At 37.5% G+C, this 20261-nt stretch carries 19 protein-coding genes; 8 read left to right on the top strand and 11 right to left on the bottom strand.

Annotation, left to right across the window (positions count from 1 at the left end; all coding sequences use genetic code 11):
- Nucleotides 1-35: 35 nt before the first annotated feature.
- The 3 genes from ACZ48W_RS10530 to ACZ48W_RS10520 form a co-directional block, all read right to left on the bottom strand.
- Nucleotides 36-1916 carry a TRAP transporter large permease subunit gene (locus tag ACZ48W_RS10530; protein WP_464828371.1) on the bottom strand — a complete coding sequence of 627 codons (1881 nt, stop codon included), beginning with the start codon at nt 1914-1916 and terminating at the stop codon, nt 36-38.
- Entirely contained in the window at nt 1913-3886 is a 1974-nt protein-coding gene (locus ACZ48W_RS10525; protein WP_464828369.1) for an AAA family ATPase, read from the bottom strand. The genes ACZ48W_RS10530 and ACZ48W_RS10525 overlap by 4 nt, the downstream gene beginning before the upstream one ends.
- A 340-nt stretch (nt 3887-4226) precedes the next feature.
- The gene (locus ACZ48W_RS10520) at nt 4227-5021 is read right to left on the bottom strand and encodes a hypothetical protein (RefSeq protein WP_464828367.1); all 795 of its coding nucleotides are present in this window, start codon (nt 5019-5021) and stop codon (nt 4227-4229) included.
- A gap of 61 nt (nt 5022-5082) precedes the next feature.
- Between ACZ48W_RS10520 and ACZ48W_RS10515 the strand changes: the two genes are divergently transcribed.
- The gene (locus ACZ48W_RS10515) at nt 5083-5517 is read left to right on the top strand and encodes an META domain-containing protein (protein WP_464828366.1); all 435 of its coding nucleotides are present in this window, start codon (nt 5083-5085) and stop codon (nt 5515-5517) included.
- Nucleotides 5518-5660: 143 nt separating this feature from the next.
- On the opposite strand, the gene ACZ48W_RS10510 is transcribed toward ACZ48W_RS10515, so the two are convergent.
- From ACZ48W_RS10510 to ACZ48W_RS10495, 4 genes are read right to left on the bottom strand one after another with little or no spacing between them, the layout of a single operon-like run.
- A complete protein-coding gene (locus ACZ48W_RS10510) occupies nt 5661-7115 on the bottom strand; it encodes a Mur ligase family protein (RefSeq protein ID WP_464828364.1) in 1455 nt (484 codons plus the stop codon).
- Nucleotides 7116-7844 carry an alpha/beta fold hydrolase gene (locus ACZ48W_RS10505; protein ID WP_464828362.1) on the bottom strand — a complete coding sequence of 243 codons (729 nt, stop codon included), beginning with the start codon at nt 7842-7844 and terminating at the stop codon, nt 7116-7118.
- 14 nt (nt 7845-7858) lie between these two features.
- Nucleotides 7859-9100 (bottom strand): L,D-transpeptidase family protein, encoded by a 1242-nt coding sequence (locus tag ACZ48W_RS10500; RefSeq protein ID WP_464828360.1) that lies wholly within the window; start codon nt 9098-9100, stop codon nt 7859-7861.
- A gap of 2 nt (nt 9101-9102) precedes the next feature.
- Nucleotides 9103-10239 (bottom strand): BaiN/RdsA family NAD(P)/FAD-dependent oxidoreductase, encoded by a 1137-nt coding sequence (locus ACZ48W_RS10495; RefSeq protein WP_464828358.1) that lies wholly within the window; start codon nt 10237-10239, stop codon nt 9103-9105.
- Between the two features lie 238 nt (nt 10240-10477).
- Between ACZ48W_RS10495 and ACZ48W_RS10490 the strand changes: the two genes are divergently transcribed.
- The 4 genes from ACZ48W_RS10490 to ACZ48W_RS10475 all read left to right on the top strand — a co-directional run bounded on the left by ACZ48W_RS10490 (nt 10478) and on the right by ACZ48W_RS10475 (nt 13440).
- Nucleotides 10478-10831 (top strand): hypothetical protein, encoded by a 354-nt coding sequence (locus ACZ48W_RS10490; RefSeq protein ID WP_464828356.1) that lies wholly within the window; start codon nt 10478-10480, stop codon nt 10829-10831.
- A 66-nt stretch (nt 10832-10897) separates the two neighbouring features.
- On the top strand, nt 10898-11578 hold the full coding sequence (locus tag ACZ48W_RS10485) for a C40 family peptidase (protein ID WP_464828354.1): 681 nt from the start codon (nt 10898-10900) through the stop codon (nt 11576-11578).
- A 461-nt stretch (nt 11579-12039) separates the two neighbouring features.
- A complete protein-coding gene (locus ACZ48W_RS10480; protein ID WP_464828353.1) occupies nt 12040-12867 on the top strand; it encodes a damage-control phosphatase ARMT1 family protein in 828 nt (275 codons plus the stop codon).
- A 6-nt stretch (nt 12868-12873) separates the two neighbouring features.
- Nucleotides 12874-13440, top strand: a complete 567-nt coding sequence (locus ACZ48W_RS10475) for a hypothetical protein (protein ID WP_464828352.1) — start codon at nt 12874-12876, stop codon at nt 13438-13440.
- 291 nt (nt 13441-13731) lie between these two features.
- Here the strand turns inward: ACZ48W_RS10475 and ACZ48W_RS10470 are convergent, their stop codons facing one another.
- Nucleotides 13732-14433 carry an outer membrane protein gene (locus ACZ48W_RS10470; protein WP_464828350.1) on the bottom strand — a complete coding sequence of 234 codons (702 nt, stop codon included), beginning with the start codon at nt 14431-14433 and terminating at the stop codon, nt 13732-13734.
- A gap of 162 nt (nt 14434-14595) precedes the next feature.
- On the opposite strand from ACZ48W_RS10470, the gene ACZ48W_RS10465 reads away from it, so the two are divergent.
- The gene (locus tag ACZ48W_RS10465; protein WP_464830502.1) at nt 14596-15276 is read left to right on the top strand and encodes an IS1595 family transposase; all 681 of its coding nucleotides are present in this window, start codon (nt 14596-14598) and stop codon (nt 15274-15276) included.
- Between the two features lie 34 nt (nt 15277-15310).
- Here the strand turns inward: ACZ48W_RS10465 and ruvA are convergent, their stop codons facing one another.
- Nucleotides 15311-15868 (bottom strand): Holliday junction branch migration protein RuvA, encoded by a 558-nt coding sequence (ruvA, locus tag ACZ48W_RS10460; protein WP_464828349.1) that lies wholly within the window; start codon nt 15866-15868, stop codon nt 15311-15313.
- A 101-nt stretch (nt 15869-15969) separates the two neighbouring features.
- A complete protein-coding gene (locus tag ACZ48W_RS10455) occupies nt 15970-16434 on the bottom strand; it encodes a rhodanese-like domain-containing protein (RefSeq protein WP_464828348.1) in 465 nt (154 codons plus the stop codon).
- A gap of 259 nt (nt 16435-16693) precedes the next feature.
- Between ACZ48W_RS10455 and murJ the strand changes: the two genes are divergently transcribed.
- On the top strand, nt 16694-18100 hold the full coding sequence (gene murJ / locus ACZ48W_RS10450; protein ID WP_464828346.1) for a murein biosynthesis integral membrane protein MurJ: 1407 nt from the start codon (nt 16694-16696) through the stop codon (nt 18098-18100).
- Between the two features lie 4 nt (nt 18101-18104).
- Here the strand turns inward: murJ and ACZ48W_RS10445 are convergent, their stop codons facing one another.
- Nucleotides 18105-18647 carry a PAS domain-containing protein gene (locus ACZ48W_RS10445; RefSeq protein WP_464828344.1) on the bottom strand — a complete coding sequence of 181 codons (543 nt, stop codon included), beginning with the start codon at nt 18645-18647 and terminating at the stop codon, nt 18105-18107.
- 211 nt (nt 18648-18858) lie between these two features.
- Here ACZ48W_RS10445 and cysS point away from each other — a divergent pair, with 211 nt between their 5' ends.
- On the top strand, nt 18859-20259 hold the full coding sequence (cysS, locus tag ACZ48W_RS10440) for a cysteine--tRNA ligase (protein ID WP_464828343.1): 1401 nt from the start codon (nt 18859-18861) through the stop codon (nt 20257-20259).
- The last annotated feature ends 2 nt before the right edge of the window (nt 20260-20261 follow it).

Here is a 20261-nt window from a genome sequence, read left to right as displayed (position 1 = left end):
TGTCTCGGACGCTACGCCCTCGTTGCCCGCACCACCTACTTCCCAAACAGATAGATCAACTCAGGAAATAACACAATAATCCCCAAAGCCAATACTTGCAACAAGATAAACGGTACCACCCCTCTGTAGATAGCTCCCGTACTTACCTTGTCTCCTGCTGCACCTTTAAGATAGAACAACGCAAATCCAAAAGGTGGTGTGAGGAACGAGGCTTGCAGGTTCATCGCGATGAGGATGGCGAACCAAATTGGGTCTATGTGGAAACTTGCCACAATAGGCACTAAGATAGGCACGACCACAAAGGCGATCTCGATGAAGTCTATGAAGAATCCCAGCAGGAAGATGACAAGCATCGCTAAGAGGATGAATGCCCATTTGTCTCCCAAGTCTCCTGTAAAGAACTCCAGAGCCATATCTCCCCCGCCCAGTTCGTTAAATACCAGTGAGAATGCTGTTGCTCCTATGAGTATCATGAAGATCATGGCTGTGAGTTTGACGGTCTCTATGGCTGCGTAGCGTACAAGCTCGAAGTTAAAGGCTTTGTTGAACATTGCCAGGCACACCGCACCCAGCACACCGATAGCCGCCGATTCTGTAGGAGATGCGATCCCTGCAAAGATGGACCCAAGCACTGCCCCTATGAGTAAAAGCGGCGGGATGATGGCTTTAACCGCTTCTTTGACCACTTTTGCGTATGGCTCGTCTGAAACAATGGCCGGTGCAACTTCTTTATTGAAATATGCAATGAGTAAAATGTAGATGATATAAAGGATGATGAGCAGCAGTCCCGGTACGACTGCCACCTTAAAGAGATCTCCCACAGAGAGGTGCATCTGATCTCCAAGAACAATGAGGACGATGGACGGCGGGATAAGCTGCCCCAGTGTTCCACTCGCTGCAATACTCCCTGAAGCCAATGCAGGTGAGTAATGGTGTTTCAGCATCAAAGGCAGAGCAATAAGGCTCATCATCACCACTGAAGCTCCTACTATACCTGTACTCGCTGCCAAAATAGCCCCCACAAGCACCACAGAGATAGCCAAACCGCCCCTTACCTGCCCAAAAAGTTTCCCCATAGAACTAAGCAGATTCTCTGCCATCTTGGACTTTTCAAGAATGAGCCCCATGAAGATGAAAAGCGGTACAGCCATCAGTGTAACATTACCCATGATGCCATAGGTCCTGTAAGGAAGCATTTCAAGTACTCCCAGCCCTACTTCATCACTTATGAGAGCAAAAAAGAGTGCCACTCCTGCAAAGACAAAGGCCACCTGAAAGCCTGCCATGAGCAACACCAAAGCCAAGCCGAACATGAGAAATACCGGATCAAACCAAAATGCCATACGGTTAAACCACGCTATGTAAACAAGGGTAGCCACTAGGGCTACCCCTACGAGGGTTTTGATGAGAGCTGTTTTGTTCTCTAATCTATGATACGCTTTGAGCACTTCACTCACAGCCTGAAGAAGCAACAACACAAAAGCCACCACCAACATAGCCTTTATGAGCCAACGATGCGTCAATCCCCCGGGGTCTGAAGAGACTTCATGCTGCACATAACTCTGATAGGTCATGTCAAACGCATCATTCAAGAACAAAAGTGAAAAAGGCACAACAAGTAGAAGCATAGAGAGTATCTGTACTATGGATTTTGTATCGGGACTGTAACGCTCAAAGAAAATATCTACTCTTACATGTTTGTCATGTTTAAGCGCATAGGTAAGCCCAAGTAAAAAAATCACATCAAAAAGATGCCACTCTACTTCTTGTAAGGCGATGGAGCCGGCAGAGAACAGGTAACGCATCCCTGCATCGTAAGCTACTAAGAGGGAGAGAATGGCAACTAGGATAGCGGCAATATAGCCTGCGTATTTACTGATACGGTCTAGAAGATAGGAGAATTGTAGGTTTTTCATTTAGTAATTATCTTTATTATCTCTTTTTCGAATTTTTCATAAGCATCTTCATTATTTAATAAATGATTTTTTATCTTTTCTTTTATTTCTACTTCAACATAATGATAAATATCTTTTGTATGTTTATCAATAAATTTATCATCTTTTAGTATTTTATCATTAATAAATGAAGTACCATTCTTTTTATTTGTATTTAATATACCTCGGATTTTACTACTGATTTGAAGGAAATTTTTTATTTTCTTAGTAAGGTCTATTGGTAGTTCAAAATATTTATCCCAAACTTCAATAACTATATCTTGTAATAAAATATACTCTTTATCATCTAATATATTCTGTATTATAAAATCTTCTAAACATTCATCTTTTGTTTTCAATGTTTTATATGTTTCATAATCATATATTTCTTTACCAATAAAGAATATATGTTTAGATAATGATTCTAATACTTTTGTTCCATCTTCAACAGACTTAAAATCATCTTTAAATGAAAAATCTGCATCTAAAAATACAAATGATTTATCATTTACTTTTTTAAACCTTTTCATAAGTATTGCAATAGGTGAAAATTTATTTTTCCCATTTAATGAGTGAATAGAACTTGTATGTCTATATATTTTTGATATATTTCTAAATAAATCAAGTTCTTCTTCTCCCTCAACAAAGATTACTGGATGTAAAAACTCATTAAATGTTAAACCTAAGGCATCCTCAATAGGGGATAAAATACTATACTTATCTTCATTTTTCTCTACAATATCAATAAGTTTATTAGCTACCGTGCCTTTATTTACTTCATATTCCAATAAGTATGTAGATTCAATAACATTGGGATGGACAATATATGGTGAATGTGTAGCTAGCAAAAAATGTATTTCATCTATATTTTTAGAAACTTTATATATATAATTAATTAAATTTCTTTGAATTTTTGGATGTAAATATAATTCTGGTTCATCTATAGTGATTAAATAATTTAATTTGTTAAAGTTTTTTTCAGGATATTTTTCAATTAAATATTTTAAAAACTCTACAACAATGATGATTGTTATAATATTATTAACACCTGAACTTTTCATATTAGGAGGGAAAACCTTATTTTCAGCCTCATCCCTTACAAGTATTTGAAATCCATTTGCTTGGATAATACCACTTTTATTAGTTTCTGTTTTCAGTGTTAGATATACTGAAATTTCTTTATCTTTATTAGTTTGTTCATCCAGTTTTTTTAAACCAATATCTTCATATATTACTTTATTTATGTTAGTTTTAATCTCAGGAAGAAAAGAAAGTACTTCATATATATCATTTTGTTTTTCTTCAAGATTATATCCAATTGTCAATAAATTCATCAAATGTGTACTAATATTATTTTCAACATCCATTTTTTGCATATTGGCAACATCTAAGGAAATTACTCTAAAAGGGATTAAGTCATCAAAAGAATTGATACCTTTTTGTTTAATGTTTTTTAAAGCATGAGGAAATGATTCAGTAAAAAATTGAATAGTTTTTTTATAATCGGTTTCACCTTCTTCTAAAAAACCACCTATACCTAAAGTTTTTTCAATTGGTAAATCTTTAGTTTTATAACTACCTGCTTGATAACTAAATATTTTTTTTTCTTCATTTAGTCTAATATAGATATTTTTAAAACCAAATATTTTTACATAAATTTCATCATATCCAGATTTATATCCATCAATTGCTGCACCAGCAGCATGATTATAAAATTTTTTACCCATCTTTTTTATACTATCATTAAGGTCAAATGTATTATTAGAATTATATGTCATATAAGTTAATATATTTGATTTTCCTGATGCATTTTCACCAACTAATATAGTTAATTTATTCAGTTTTATTGTTAATTTAGTAATACTCTTATACTCTTCTATAATAAAAGTTCTTTTTTTACCTTTTTTATATTTTGGTTCTACATAAATTGTCCAAATCTTTTTATCACTCATTCAAATTCCCCCTAATATTCAAATATACCTAATTTTATCAAGATAGGTTTGTAGTAAGCTTCTATTTACATCCCAAAATATTCTGCTAAAATAACGTTTGAAGAGAGTGTTCACTCTCTCAGTGTTTGTCAGTTATTGTAGTATCTTAAAAGAGCCAAAATAACTGCGAGTATCAGGATCAGTAAATCCATGATTCTCACACCTTTCCACAGTCAAGACTTGACTTAGAAGTTCAAACAGCAGCCCTCGGAAGCTGTTGTTTACAACAACTTAATTAGACTGCATTCAAATTTTACCCTACTTTTTTCAATTTACTCAAAAATATGTCAAATTATCATATTTATTTCCAATACGTATCCAACCGAACATTCCACCCTTTTCTCCAACGCTCTTCACCGCGGGCAGGCGGTGAGTTCTTGATGCGTCTAGAGAGCATACGGCTTGCAGACTGGGCAAAAGCTTTTTGTTTGTTGGCTTCTTTGTCATCCATATTCCAAAGTACTTGCAGCAATCCCCATCCCTGCCCTTTATAACGTTCACTTTTAAGTGTACCTTCACCTTTGAAGTTAGTGTAGTCCAGGAGCACATAAAGACCTCTTTCATTAATGTTTCCGTCTTTGTTATGCATCACTTCATAAAAACGTCTTTTGATGACATCTGCTTTTTTCTCATCTTCTATGCTCTCCAGCATTTCAGGGAGTGCTTTACTAAGCCTGTCTGCCATGAATTCTGCCTGGTAAGGCATGGCTCTTTTAAGAAAATGAAAAAGTTCCATATACTGTTTGGTTTTGGCTTTTTTTGCTCTGAAGAACGCTTCTTTCGTCTGCCAGGGAAGATCTGTTTCGGGAGTAAGCCATTTTGGCATCTCTACACCTTTTTTTTGCATAAATTCCACCACCATAGGAAAAACCTCTCTAAAACGCTCAGTATGATCTTTTGGGAACCAGATGAAATGCCCTATGCCAAGTGAAGCAAAATCTTCACCTTTGTTCCACCATATCAAATATTTGTCTTTTCCTGCACCTTCATTCTGCCATACTTTTTTGGCGATATAGTTTGCCTGTTTTTGTGTAAGTTGGATATCCTGACTGAAAAGTGTAGTCAAAAATAAAAAAAATAAAAAAACCGATCTCATTTATGCTCCGTTGGTTAATCTGCAATATAATATCAAAAATATCCCCTAAGGAAGTTTTTGAATGCTTTACAAAAAAATAGTTATTATCACCGCTTTGGTTTCTTTATTAACCCATCAGGTATCGGCCGAGACAAAGCGTATTGACCTTGACAAACTCAACGGGAACTGGCATCTGCGCGTGATGGATGGCAAAGAAGTACGTAAAGCAAGAGCCATTTTAGATTTTGATATGAACAAAATGAAGCTCAGTGGATTTGACGGATGTAACCGTATAGGCGGAGCACTGAAAAAAAATTCCAATAGCAATATGACAACCCCGGTACTCATCTCAACCAAAATGGCATGCAGGGAGCCAATTCACAACTGGGTAAGCAAACGACTGCATGAAACACTCAAAGAGGGATTTTCTGTAAGAGAAGATAGAAAATACGGGATAGACGGTATTACCATCAAAAGTCCAAATCATGAACTCTTTTTTAAGAGGATGGGGAAATAGCAGGTAGCTTGACACAATAAACTTTGTTTGTCAAGGCGATTTTTAAAATACGTCAGTTCCTTACGTTTTTTTCTTTTTGGTTACTTCTTTCTCTTTTGTCGTAGTACAAAAAAGAAAAAGTAACAAGGAGAGACAAAAGAAAGTTAAACAAAAGACGGTGCATCATTTGCAAATAAAATCAAATCTCCCGGCATTGTCTGCTCAACCAACATCGTCTCCATCTCAGCTTTACTCGCAAGTTTGACCAACTTGTCTGCATCGACATGCTCTTTAAAAATGGCATAGTTCAGATCACCTGTAACGACTACCAGATCAAACACTTCATTGGCTCTTTTGGCTACCTGTACATTGAGTTCATCATCTACCTCAACAAGCCCCGGAGTGATCACCACTTTTCTGCCCTCATAGGTAGATACCAGGTCAAATGAAGCCATCATTCCGTCTATGTTTCCGTTGAAACTGTCATCAAGAATGACTTTACCACCTGCATCGATACGCTGGAGTCTGTGATCCACAGGTTTGAGTGTTGAGAGTTGTTTTTGTATCTCTTCATCGGTCAGTCCAAATGCTTTGGCTACCAGTACTGCAGCAGCCAGGTTCATTGCATTGAATGCACCCAGGATACTTGCAGAGTAACGCACACCATCAAGGGTGAAACTCGTTGCATCAAGTGTGGCTTCCACATCTTCTATAACATACTTTGGTGCAGGTATATTTGCCCTAATGTCCAAGTTTGCTTTTTCACCAAAGGTATGGATGTTTGATTCTGGTTTGACCATCGCACTCTCATGTACCCATGCCTCTTTGAGTCTTTCAGTTTGAAGTATCTCCATTTTGGTATTACGGATGTTCTCCATAGTCTTAAAGTACTCAATGTGTGCCGGTCCTATCTTGCCCACGACTACATAATGAGGGTTTACAAAAGTAGTGATCTCAGCAATGTCACCCTCACACCTGGCACCCATCTCAACGACATACACTTCGGTATCATCAGGCAGGTCATCATTGACATCTTTCACGACACCGCCAAGTGTGTTGACAGAACGTGGTGTTGCATAGGTTCTGTACTTCGCTTTAAGAAGATGCTCCACATAGTTTTTGATGCTTGTTTTCCCATAACTCGCAGTAATACCAACTACGGTAAGATTCTCCATAGCTTCTATCTTCTTTTGTGCTTTGACCTTGAAACCGCTAAAAAGCATCTTTTCAATGAAAAGTGAAATGAAGTACGCCAAGAAGATAGGCAAGATCACGGCAAAGTGATGAAACGCTACCGCGATGAAAATGGCAAAGAGAAGCATAGCCGCAAAGAAACGTTTCACTCTTCCTGTCCATACCAGTGGTTTGTCAAGTCTTCTGTACCACTGGAACAGTGCTGCCAAATAGACAATGACTACTACAAAACCATAGTCAGAGGTGCTGCTTACCAGTTCATAAAGTGCAAACGGCACTAAGAAGTAAGCAAAGTGCCACCATGTTTTAGTATGGTGAAACATGACACGTTCAAGTTTATAGCTGTACCATTGAAGATTGGTGATCGCATAGTAACCCATAGCCAAGATAAAAAGTGTATAAAAAAGTATATTGAGCAGTAACATTTAGTTATTATCCTTACATTGTTCAGTAATAGTCTCTGCGATGAAGGCAGCGTGTTTCAAGAAAAAGAAGTGGTCCCCATCTAGCGGATAGAACTTACTGTTCTCTATGAGCCCAGCGATCTTCTCACCCGTATAGAGTGGTGTTGCAGTGTCCTCTTTGCCCCAGAAACAAAGTGCCTTGCTTTTGCTTTTGGCAAAACTGGCCTCAAAGTCTTCATCTACCACGTTTTTAAATGTCTCATACATCTCATGGCTCATACCCTGTGCATCCGGTGCTACAAAAAGTTCACGTATTTTCTTCATGCCAAGTGGTTTAAGAAGTTTAAAGGTAGCGATCTTGATCTTCACTGACCAAGGCTTCTCAGTAACCACACCGGCAGAAGAGAGAAGCACCAAACAAGGCGTATTAAGTAACGTAGAAACTTTACCCCCAAAAGAGTGTCCCATGGCTATGGCAGGTGCAATACCAAGTTCATCTAAAAAGAGTTGTACTATCTTGGCATAATCCTCAGTAGTCAGGATCATATCATTGGTACTTTTACCAAAACCCGGCATGTCAAGGTAGATGTGTTTATACTCCGGCAAAAACTTACCAAAGGCTTGTTTCATAATCTCTTTGTTGCTTCCCCATCCATGCAGTACGAGGAGTGCAACATCTTGTGAAGGGTTCACCAACTCATAGGAGAGTTGAAAAATATGTTCTTTATACTGTATCTCTTTAGATGCCATGTTTCACCATTATTTTAAAAATTAAGTTTTTGTGACTTGTCAAAGCCATATATATCATTAAATATCAATAGATTGCCACACTCATCTACATACGTTGTTAAATATGCAGTATGCACCGGTAACCTCTTAGTTAATGCAAGATGATGTGTTTTTAAACTGTCATACCACTCTTTAACTTGATCAGTACTTTTAGATGTATAATGTTTTGTAATATATTTTAGCATAGTCACCGGTTTTTCAAGTCTCACACATCCATGACTGTATGCACGTACTTTACGTTTAAAAAGATATTTTGACTGTGTATCATGCATATATACAGAGTGCCTGTTGGGAAAGATGAACTTTACACGTCCCAAACCATTTCGTTTAGAAGGTACTTCTATAAATTTAAACGGTACATCACCTTTTCCTCCCACATAGGATTCCAGATCTACAGAACCGGGAGTTAACTTTTTCGAATTGAGATCATATGATGAACGTATCACCATACGTTTTTTTGTCAAATAATTCGGGTCTTTTAACAATTTCGGAATAATCTCATTTCTAGCGATACTGTCAGGAACACTCCATTGAGGATTTAATGTCACATATTGAAGATCTGCACTGAATACAGGTGTTTGCAGATCTCTCTTACCGACCACGATAGCCATTGCTACTGCTGTTTTTCCCTTTTCCATAATACGAACAACAAATTCAGGAATATTGACCAAAGCATAATTTTCTCCAAGACCTGTTTTCATCAACTTTACTCTTTCTATGTTAAGACGGATCTTACGGAGTACTGTTTTTGAAGTATTTGCATCTGACTTCAATAATTTATACCTTTTTACAAGTGCATGAAACTGACCATACTGCGGTACATAAGGTTTTAATATCTGTTCTATACTCTGCCCTGCTCTCAGCTTCCTCATAATATCAGACTTACTCACCTTTTGCATATAGGTTTCATAATGTGTTTCTATCTTCTTCTCTTGTTTCTCATGTTGTGATGCTCTAAAACTTTGAAGATCAATACAGCCATTCGCAAGATTATTGGTATAGGCTACAAGCATTTTAGTCATAAGCCTGGAATTTTGACTCTCTTTTTCTTTTGCATACAGTGCCTGTTGATCACAGATCGAAGCATACTTATCTGTTTTCAAGATCTTTAAAAACTCATTTTTCTGCGATGATTTCCATCCCTCACTATCTGGTGTATCTACACATCCGCTTAATAAAACAGCAAATACTACCGCCAATAAAACTTTTATCCCCATATTTATCCCTTAATACTTTTCGAACATATATAGGCACTTGAAAATGCCCATTGAAAATTATAACCCCCAAGTCTCCCCGTCACATCCAATACTTCCCCGATAAAATAAAGTCCGTCTGCCTTACGGCTCATCATCGTACAGGCATCCACCTCATCTGTACACACTCCACCCTTTGTCACTTCTGCTTTTGAGTAACCAAAGGTTCCTGCAGGTGCAAAAATATAGTGATGAAGCGATTGAAGCAGTGCCAATTCATTTGATGTTAATTTAGATCCCATTTTATCTTCGATACCAAATTGTAGCAAAAATGCCTTAGTAACGCGTTTTGGCATCGGTAAAAGTGAACTTATCTGTTTTTTACTCTCTTTTAAGCCGTTCCATGAGAATCTTGGTAAAAAATCTATCTCAATTTTTCCTTTTTCCCAATACAGTGAAGCATCCAATACAGCCGGTCCACTCACTCCTTTATGGGCAAACAAAAGTGACCCCTTACACATTTCATCCCCTACTTTTATCTCTACTTCTGTAGAAACACCACTGAGTTCCTTAAAAAAGAACTGCTCTTTTTGCACTGTGAAACCTACTAAAGCAGGAGCTGTTTTGACAATACTGTGTCCAAAAGATTCTGCGATCTCATACCCTATTGCACTTGCCCCAAGCTTAGGAAAGCTCAATCCTCCAGACGCTACGACAACAACATCTGCTGTCACTGTTCGTTTATCTGTTTTCACATAAAAAATATCATCTCTTTTTGAAACATCCAACACTTTTTCATTTGTCAGTATTTTCTGTTTTCTACTCTCTTTGAGCAAAATATCCAAAAGTTCCTTAGCTGAATTTTTACAAAAATATTGCGTCTTCTTACGAAGGACGGGCATGAGATTTTGCCTCTCAAGCCATCTTAAAAGCGCTTTTTCATTAAAAGATTTCAATGCGTGCTGTACAAATGCTTTATCCCCGAGATAATATTGCGTTCCCATCAGTGCATTGGTAATATTACATTTTCCTCCACCGGAAACCAAAATTTTAGCTCCTGGTTTGGCATTACTTTCTATCATAGTAACAGTATTTTTGGGAAGCAAAGAAGCCAGCATCAATGCACTTGCTCCTCCTCCTATAATGACGATGTTTTTATTCATAACGATATTATAGCTAAGTCGAACAGATATCTTATAAAAAATCACCTTTTTAAAGCTTATCTTCTGGACAAAACCAGCTTTCCATTTATATGTCGTCACACCCGTTCAAATCAGTACGGCCAGCCCTGAATGTGAGTGCCTAGCCCAGACTTATTCAGGGGGTTTCTGCTACTACACAAACACTACACATTGCTATGACATAATTCATAAAATATTTATCATAACAAAAGGTTGTATTATGAAAAAAACAATGGCTCTACTACTTCTTACTTCAAGTCTATCTACCCTCCTAAGCGCTGCTGAGAAGTATGATACAACAGCCTTTCGTACCTTTACGAAACTCTGTACACCCTGTCATGGGACTCCATTTTATGCTGCTAAACAGATAGATGATGATGACTGGGAATTCTATTTTGAGGAGGATGGGAAACTTTTATCTATTCACAAAAACAAACCAAAAGCGATTAAAAACTTAAAAAGCCCTCTCTTTAAAAAACGAAAAAAACGTCTACTGAAATTCTTGATCAACAATTCAAAGTTTTCTGGAAAAGTACATGGCTGTGATGCAAACTTCTGTGGGACACGGCATTAAGATACACTATTGAAATGAGTTATGCTATACTTATAAAGAGTATTAATTCAAAAAAAGAAGTGTGTTGTGTTCAAAAAATTTTTTATGTTGACAGTAGCCATATCATTTACATACGGGAACATATTTATAGTAACCGATAAAGCAGGCAAAGTCATACACAGTAAAAATATCGAACATACCGAAAATGCCTGTATCAATCAAAAAGCTACCGACTACTCCCTTCAGGCTGTCTACAATGAACTTCACAGAGCAGAGAACCTTGCCCGCATGGCAGAGGCGGCAAGAAAAAGAGCCGAACGTATAGCCAATGCCCAAAAGGCAGCAAAAAAAGCAGGGAAGGTCTATCATATCTCGGAAGAAGACCGACAGCAGCTTCTCAAAGATGCCAAATTCTTCAAAGGCGGGAAATATGTCTGGGGAGGTACTTCACCCGAAGGATTTGACTGCTCAGGCTACGTACAGTACCTTTACAAAAAACACAACATCAACTTACCGAGAACCGCCTATGCCCAATCTAAAAAAGGGACTCCTGTAAACAGGAACAGTCTTCAAAAAGGTGATCTGCTCTTCTTCCTTACTGACAAAAAACGCGGCATCCCCGTTACCCATGTCGGTATTTATCTCGGTAATGGAAAATTCATTCATGCTGCATCAAAAAAGAAGGGGATCATTATCTCTCCTCTGTATCATGGATACTATGCCGAGAAATTCATCTCTGCCAAAAGAGTATTGAACAAAAGATCATAAATCTCCCTCAAAACGATCACACAATTAGCACTCCGCTAACACTTCTTTTATTAAAATAGAATTATCTTAATTTTTTACAAAACAAGGAGAAAGAAAATGAAGAGAAATATATTGTTAAGTCTGATTTCAGTACCGTTCCTGATCGGATGTGAGCGGGATATCGGTCCAGGATCCTGTTATATTAGCACTTTGAAAAACCTTAGCAAGAACACAGACTTGACAGGTATCTGTATGTATTTCATCATCAGAATGTATATGTGCTGCACTCAGATAAGAGGATGTAAGATAGAGAAAAAATAGAATTTTAAGTAAAGACTGTCTGATATCCTGACTCCGTAATACATTGATTTTCGAAGCATATCATGATAAATCTTCTTTTTTACTGATACTTGAAGTCCCTCTGATCTCTGTTTGCCTAATCATGCTAAAATAAGACAGCTCATTAGGAAGGAAAGAAAAAAGTGAACATTAGACCAGACTGTATTGCTTGCTTATTCAACCAGTCTCTAAAAGTCTCAAAACTCCTGAAGCTGAATGATGATACAAGTAAAAAAGTATTTGATAAAACTGCACAGATACTTATAGATCATGATTTCTCATATACACCGCCACAAATTGCAAAAGATATTTATCAGGCTATTTCAGATATCACCGGAGAGGAAGATCCTGTTCTTCTTTCCAAAGAACAGGCAACAGAAGAAGCACTGAAAGTAGATACCTCCTTCGTACAAAATATTTCAGATGCGATCAAACTGGCTGTGATCGGGAATGTCATTGATTTTGGGGCACAAAATCAATTTGATCTCAATGAGATGATCCAAAACCATTTTTACCGGACATTCGGTATTGATGACTTTGCTCTATTTGAACAGGAATTGAAAGAAGCTAAAGAGTTGGTACTTATCGGTGACAATACCGGAGAACATATTTTTGACAAAATACTGATAGAGACCATTAAAAAAAGCTATGATATAGCTATCTACTATTTTGTCAGAGGCAAACCTATTATCAATGATGTCACAGTCAAAGAAGCCCGGATACTTGAACATTGTGCCTCTATCATAGACACCGGAGTAAAAACACCCGGTTATGATCTTTCAGAAGCCAATACCCGGTCAAAAGAGATCTTTGAACGTGCCGATATCGTACTTGCAAAAGGAATGGGAAATTTTGAAAGCCTTTATGAGGCTGCCGTACGTCCTGTCTATTTCCTCTTTGTCGTAAAGTGTAACGTTGTTGCCCAGGCAATCGGGAAAGAGGTACAAGAATTGATCTTTAAAAGAGGATGACCCCTTATGAATACTATTGATATCAGTTATATTGACAAAGAAAACCACCGCTATGCCATACATCTTGCTACCTCTCAAAACATACTCTGTTACAGGAATGGCTTTTTTACACTCAATACTGTCAGTGAACAGGAGCCTTTTGAAGCAGTCGATTTTTGGCGTAATGTCTCTCTTGCGGCAGAAGTACTTCTGAAAGCTTCTTTGCTAAGACATAAAATACCTTTTTTCAAAAAAAGAGCCCACGGTGAATATGGAGAAAAAGTTACAGCTCTTGAAAATCCCTGGCTTGAAGAAACACTTAAGAGCTTACAGATCGATCATATTGCACAGATCAATACCGGTACGATCAGTACAGCGATCAGAAGTGCAGAGGAACTGCTTTTTGACGCTATCTCTCTTGATCCAAAAAAAGCAAAACTGATCTCTGAAATGATCTATATCATCATACGGACACGCCGAAACCGTAACAATCATTTTTTCTTTCCCAATCAGGGAAAAGTAGATATCCCTGAGATAGAGATACTCTTCCTTCCACTTCTAAACTTGCTTGAAGAAATTTACAATAGAGTGTAACTTCCGGAAACCTATAAGTTATAAGTAACTACAATTTTTATAATAACTTTTCTCAAATAATAAAATGATAAAACTGCTAATGGAAAATATTTAAAAGTTGCTTTTGTGAAAAAGAGTAAAAAAAAGGAAAGAATACCTATATAGAGAATATTCTATACTCTATCTCTCTGAATAAAGAATCCCTATACATCCTAATTTTGCCTAAATGAAAAATAATATTATATTTTCCACCGACCTTGGAGGCATATATACATTATAAATCCCACCGCATTAAAATGCGGCAGAAATATTTTAGAAACTGTAAGTAACACCGAAGTTCCATGTAGCAGAAGAAATATCTGCATTATCACTACCGCCATCCCAGTTAGAATAATCAAACACCATTATTTCATCATCATAAAGTTTCACATAATCCACAAAAAAAGCCAATGAATCATTATAAGCATAAGAAACTCCCACGCCATAAGAGAAAGCCGTTTCACCAAATTCACGATGTGCATAAGGACTACCATACTCATAATAAGTCAAGTCATAATTAATATTTGCAATACCCACTAATGCATATACATCAAAAGCATCTGTTAATGGATAGATAGGTTTAAGGTAGAGTCCCATCGCATCAAACCCTGTCGTAAAAGTATAATCTTCTGAGTTTCCCCAATTCTCTTCATCTGACCAATCTTCATCTCTTGAGATCCAATAGCGTGTCTCTACTGACAGGTATTTATTGAACTTGTATCCAACCTGCAGCATTCCTCCTACATGATCTGTATTTCCTATTGCCCACGTATTCTCAGACCCATCACTATCACGCCAAAAAGCCCTAAAATCATTCTGAATTGCGCTAATGGCACCACCTACATAGAACCCGGTCTTTGCTGCCGGCGTTACTGCCTCTACTACCGGTTCGACCACCGGTACGATATCTCCGCCTGCTACTGCAAACGATCCCATTGCCAAACTCGCGATTACTGAAAGTGTAAATTTTTTCATGATCAATTCTCCTTATCTTATCTTTCAATTTAATTGTAACATTAGAATGTGACAAAAATGTGACAAAATGGATAATTTTTAAAAAATTATGATAAAGATCAGAGAAAATTACAGTGGGTCTAGACTAGAACAGAGGGTATAAAGTGCAAAGAAAGTACCATTATACCGATGAAAAACAAGTATATAAAAGTTGCGAAGATTTCAGAGAGTAAATTTAGGCTCATTGTAAAGTGCTTTGCTAATGATCTTTCAGCTACTCAGACAGCTAATCTTACAGGCATTAATCGTAATACTATTAACCGATACTATTCATTATTCAGAGATAGAATTGTTAAGATTCAAGAAAAGGAATCTCCTCTCTCAGGAGAGATAGAGATGGATGAGAGTTACTTTGGGGCAAGAAGAGTCAGAGGCAAAAGAGGTAGAGGTGCATCAGGGAAAACTATTGTATTTGGTTTGTTGAAACGTAATGATAAGGTCTATACGCAAATTATACCAGATGCCAAGAAAGCCACACTGCAGGCTATCATACGGGGTAAGATAGATATTCAAAGTGAAATCCATACAGATGGTTGGAAAGGCTATGATGGGTTGGTTGATATTGGATATGACAAACATTTCAGAGTCCATCATAGCAAAAATGAATTTGCTAGAGGCCATTGCCATATCAATGGTATTGAATCCTTCTGGAGTTATGCTAAAATTAGATTAGTCAAATTCAGAGGACTGGACAAAGAACACTTTAATACGCATCTCAAAGAGTGTGAGTTTAGGTTCAATCATAGAGGTGAAGATTTATACAAAATTTTGTTGAAAATCTTCAGAAAAGAACCCCTGAACTAGTCTAGACCCTTACAGTATATAGAGGATCTGAAGATCATAGTCTTTGCAGTCTTTTCAATCCCTCTTTGACCAAAGTACTTGTATCTCCCGAACAACCTGAAAGTGCTTTTTGAATTGCATCTTTTTTAAAGCCAAGGCTCTCCAGCGCCATAACCGCTTCACCAAGTGCACCGGAACTCCCACTCTCTGCATTTGTATCCACAATAAAGTCTGCCAACTCAACCAAAATGCGGCTTGCTGCCTTCGGACCGATACCCGGTACCCGTTTAAGCATACTTACATCTTTGGAAGCTACCACTTTGGCAAATGTTTCCGGAGTAAAAGTTGAACAGATAGCAAGCCCGACCTTGGGACCTACTCCATTGATCTTGAGTACCGTATCGAACATTTTCTTTTCATTGGTATCCATAAATCCAAAGAGAAGATTTGCATCTTCGCGGATGACCTGTGTTATAAAAAGCTTTACTTTCTTCTCTTGAATAGCATTTGAAGTATTGATCGACACTTGCACTTCATAGATGATCCCACTGACATTCAAATGCACAAAAGTGGGATCTCTACGTTCCACTGTTCCTTCTATACCTACTATCATGACATACCCTTAGCAATTAATTATCAAAGTATATCAACACTTTTTCTGAAAACTTGAAAAATATGTCATATTGTAATACTTTTACAGGTTTTACAATACTATTATTTCACTGCCGGTTTAATATCTTTTAGAAATACCTCGCCATACACTGTATCAAGAGGATAACCTTCCGTTACCAACTCTCTGATACCACCTTTGAGTGAAGAAACATTCGTATACCCCATATCTGTCAATGTTTTGGCAGCCAGATTCCCTCTCTTACCTGTACAACAGTAGATCACAACCTGTGCATCTTTATCGGGGATCTCTTTTCCTATCTTAAACTCCAGATATCCTCTGGTGATCGTTACCAGGTTCAAATGAAATATTTCTCCATGTCCTACCTGATCAGGCTCCCGAATATCAACGATATAAAGATTATCTTCATCTTTTTTGATCAGTGCATAAAGTTCTTTTGCCTCTATCTGTTTCGAGTGCACCGAATTAATATAGGTTTTTGCATCTACTGTATCTTTTGCATTCACTATAACCATAGCGAATGCAACAATCCATAAAATTTTTCTCATTCTGTTTCCTTGTATATTGTATTATCATACCATGTAGAGCATACCTGATATTCAAAGGACTTTATTATAGTATTTCAGTATATAAATCAGTTAAATACCAGATATATTCATTCGTTATATTTGGATTTATGGCAAATTCTGTCCAATCCCAGAAAAGAGATCAGAAATATCTATCATTTTTTGCAATATTGCTGATAAGTCGCAATGCTTGGTTTATCTATGTTAAAATACCTTCTAAAAATAACAACTAAAGAAAATTATGCAACTAAAATCCGTCTTTACCAACAGTTTTGGCATCCTGCTTTCCCGTATCACAGGGTTAGGTCGTGATGTACTTATGGCTTCCGCACTGGGAGCTTCAGTATGGAGTGATATGTTCTTCGTTGCTTTTAAACTGCCCAATCTCTTTCGTCGTATCTTTGCAGAAGGTGCATTCACACAGGCTTTTATGCCCTCTTTCATCGCATCAAAACATAAAGGGGTTTTTGCTACAGCTGTATTTTTACGGTTCTTACTTTTTTTGATGGCATTTTCTTTACTCATTACTTTCTTTCCCGAACCCATTACCAAACTGTTGGCATGGGGATGGGGAGAGGAGCTCATAGCAAATACTGCACCGCTCACTGCCATAAACTTTTGGTACCTGGACCTTATCTTCATCGTGACTTTTTTGGCTACACTGCTGCAGTATAAAGAACATTTTGCGACCACTGCCATGTCTACAGCCCTGCTAAACATCTCTATGATAGGGGCACTTTATATTTACATGAAAGAGGATCCGGAAACTGTCGCGTATGCACTCAGTTTTGCTGTACTCACAGGAGGTACACTGCAAGTTATTGCACATCTTGTTTCCATCAACAGATTTAAGCTGCATAAACTTCTTTTAGGCGGATGGAAGTATAGAAAACACAAAGATGTACAAAATGAGAAAAAACATTTCCAATCTCTTTTTTTACCAGGAATATTGGGGAATTCCACCCCTCAGATCTCTGCTTTTATTGACACTATCCTGGCTACATTTTTAATGACAGGTTCAGTCTCTTATCTTTTTTATGCAAATCGTGTCTTTCAACTTCCCCTTGCTATCATTGCCATTGCTACAGCTACAGTACTTTTTCCCTCTGTCTCCAAAGCACTAAAGAACGGTCAGGAAGATGTAGCCTATCAAAACCTGAACCAGGCCTTTTGGTTACTTGCATTCTTGCTGGGTGCTGCTATGGTCGGAGGAATCTTACTGGCAGAACCCATTGTCTGGCTGCTCTTTGAGAGAGGAAAATTTACACAGGTTCAGACACTGGAGACCGTAAATGTACTGCGCATGTATATGGTAGGACTTTTACCTTTTGGACTGGCAAAACTCTTTTCACTCTTTCTTTATGCTTCACACAGACACCTCAAAGCAGCAAAAATCGCTGTCTACTCTCTCATAGCAAGCGTAAGTTCTTCACTTATACTCATGCATCCTTTAGGTCCTTCCGGACTTGCTTTAGCCGGGAGTATCGGTGGATGGGTGCTCTTTATCTTTACAGTAAAAGAGGTAGGAACAGAGAAGTTTATGGAGATCATCAACTCCAAAAAATCACTCTATTTTATTGTGATGATGATCGTTTTTTCAGTGATCATCTATTTTCTCAATATCTATATAGTTGAATTTATCAGATAACGACTTAAGATCCGACTATATTAGCATGAGTTGCCAAATCTTCACCATGGAACAACTCCCCACGCATAAAGAACGGATCTCCTATATGTTCTTCCCCTTGTAATGTGTTATACACTTTTTCCATTTCTTTGATTGATTCAGGATATGCCTGTCTCCTCGTAAGTGTATAACCGACAATCTTACATTCATCATTCAATTTTGGCTGCATATAGGTCAATGTCCAATAAAAAGATCCATCTCTGCAGAGGCTTTTTACATAACCGCGCCAAATCTTTTTTTGTGCAACGATCTGATCCCGTGCATGAAAAAGTCCCTCCGGCATATCAGGATGACGATCGACAATATAAGGTAAGCCGATCAATGTCTTTTTGGAAAAACCTGATAACTCAATATACCGACGATTCGCATAGGTAATATAACCATCCTTGTCAATTTCGGTGATCAGTATACTGTTCTCATATATCTCTATCTCGTTGTCTATTGGTTTTGCCAATACAACTTTTTCTTTTGTATATCTATTCTCAATCACTTTATCTATATTCTCCACGTTAATTCTTGCTATAAATTTTAACCCTGGTTATCTTGGAAAAGAACCGTAGCTCTCCGTTCTCAAATCACTGTCAGTTCGACTTTAGGGTACATCTCTAATGATTTTTAAAAAATTATACAATAAATTCCTAAAACTGTACAAAAGGATTTATTTAGGATGATTTTAGCTATAATCACGGTATTACAATTACAAAAAGGTCAACCTATCCATGCACATCTACGACAGCGTACAAAAAACAAAACTTCTTTTTGAACCCATCAGAAAAGGTGAAGCAAGCATCTATATTTGCGGACCTACTGTTTATGATGATGCACATTTGGGCCATGCCCGCAGTTCTCTGGCTTTTGATCTGCTTTCCCGTACACTCAGGGCTCTTGGCTACAAAGTTACACTAGCAAAAAATTTTACAGACATTGATGACAAGATCATTAAAAAAGTAGAAGCTACAGGCAAATCCATGGAGGAGATCACCTCCTATTACATCAATAGATACCTTGAAGAGATGGAAGCTTTAGGAGTACAAAGAGCAGACATTGAACCAAAAGCCACTGAATCTCTCCAGGCTATAGAAAATATGGTACAGACCCTTATCAATAAAGAATGTGCCTATGTCATCTCCAACGGTGATGTCTATTTTGATACCGGAAAAGATGCTCACTATGGAGAGATATCGCATCAGGTAGGTGAAGATGATGTCAACCAAAGTCGTGTAGAACATACCAGTGAAAAACGTAACCCTAAAGACTTTGCCCTTTGGAAAGCATGTAAAGGAGATGAAGATATCTGTTTTGACACCTCTTTTAGTTTAGGTCGTCCGGGATGGCACATAGAGTGTTCAGCCATGATAGAAAAATACTTTGAAGGTACAGAAAAGTACAGCATAGACATCCATGGTGGCGGAGCAGACCTGCTTTTCCCTCACCATGAAAATGAAGCTGCCCAAAGTCGTTGTGCTACAGGACATGAACTGGCCAAATACTGGATGCATAACGGGTTTGTACAGATAGATGGAGAGAAGATGAGTAAATCTCTTGGCAACAGCTTCTTTCTCAAAGATGCACTTAAAGTCTATGATGGAGAAGTACTGCGGTACTATCTTAACTCTATACATTATCGTAATGATTTCAACTTCAATGAAGAGGATCTGCTTACAGCCAAAAAGAGACTGGATAAACTCTATAGACTTAAAAAACGTGTAACTCCAGGAAAAGGTTCAAGTACAAATAAAGCATTTAAACAATCTCTCTTGAATGCTATGTCTGATGACCTTAATATTTCAATAGCACTTTCAGTCATAGATGAGATGATAGCTACAACCAATGAAAAGTTTGATGCTAACCCTAAAGACAAAGCACTCAAAAAAGAGACTATTGCCAACATAGAGTTTATAGAGACTCTTCTTGGATTTGGAGGAAAAGAACCATTTTCCTACTTTCAGATCGGTGTAGATGAAGTACTCAAAGAGAAAATAGAAACACTACTGGAAGAACGTACCCAGGCAAAAAAAGCCAAAGACTTTACACGTTCTGATGCTATTCGTAATGAACTCATTTCTATGGGTATAGCCATCATGGATACAGCTGATGGTACTGTCTGGGAAAAAGCCTGATC

The organism is Sulfurovum aggregans, from assembly GCF_055385215.1.
The sequence above is the reverse complement of the archived record's forward strand: the minus strand, read 5'-3'. Positions and strand labels throughout refer to the sequence as shown.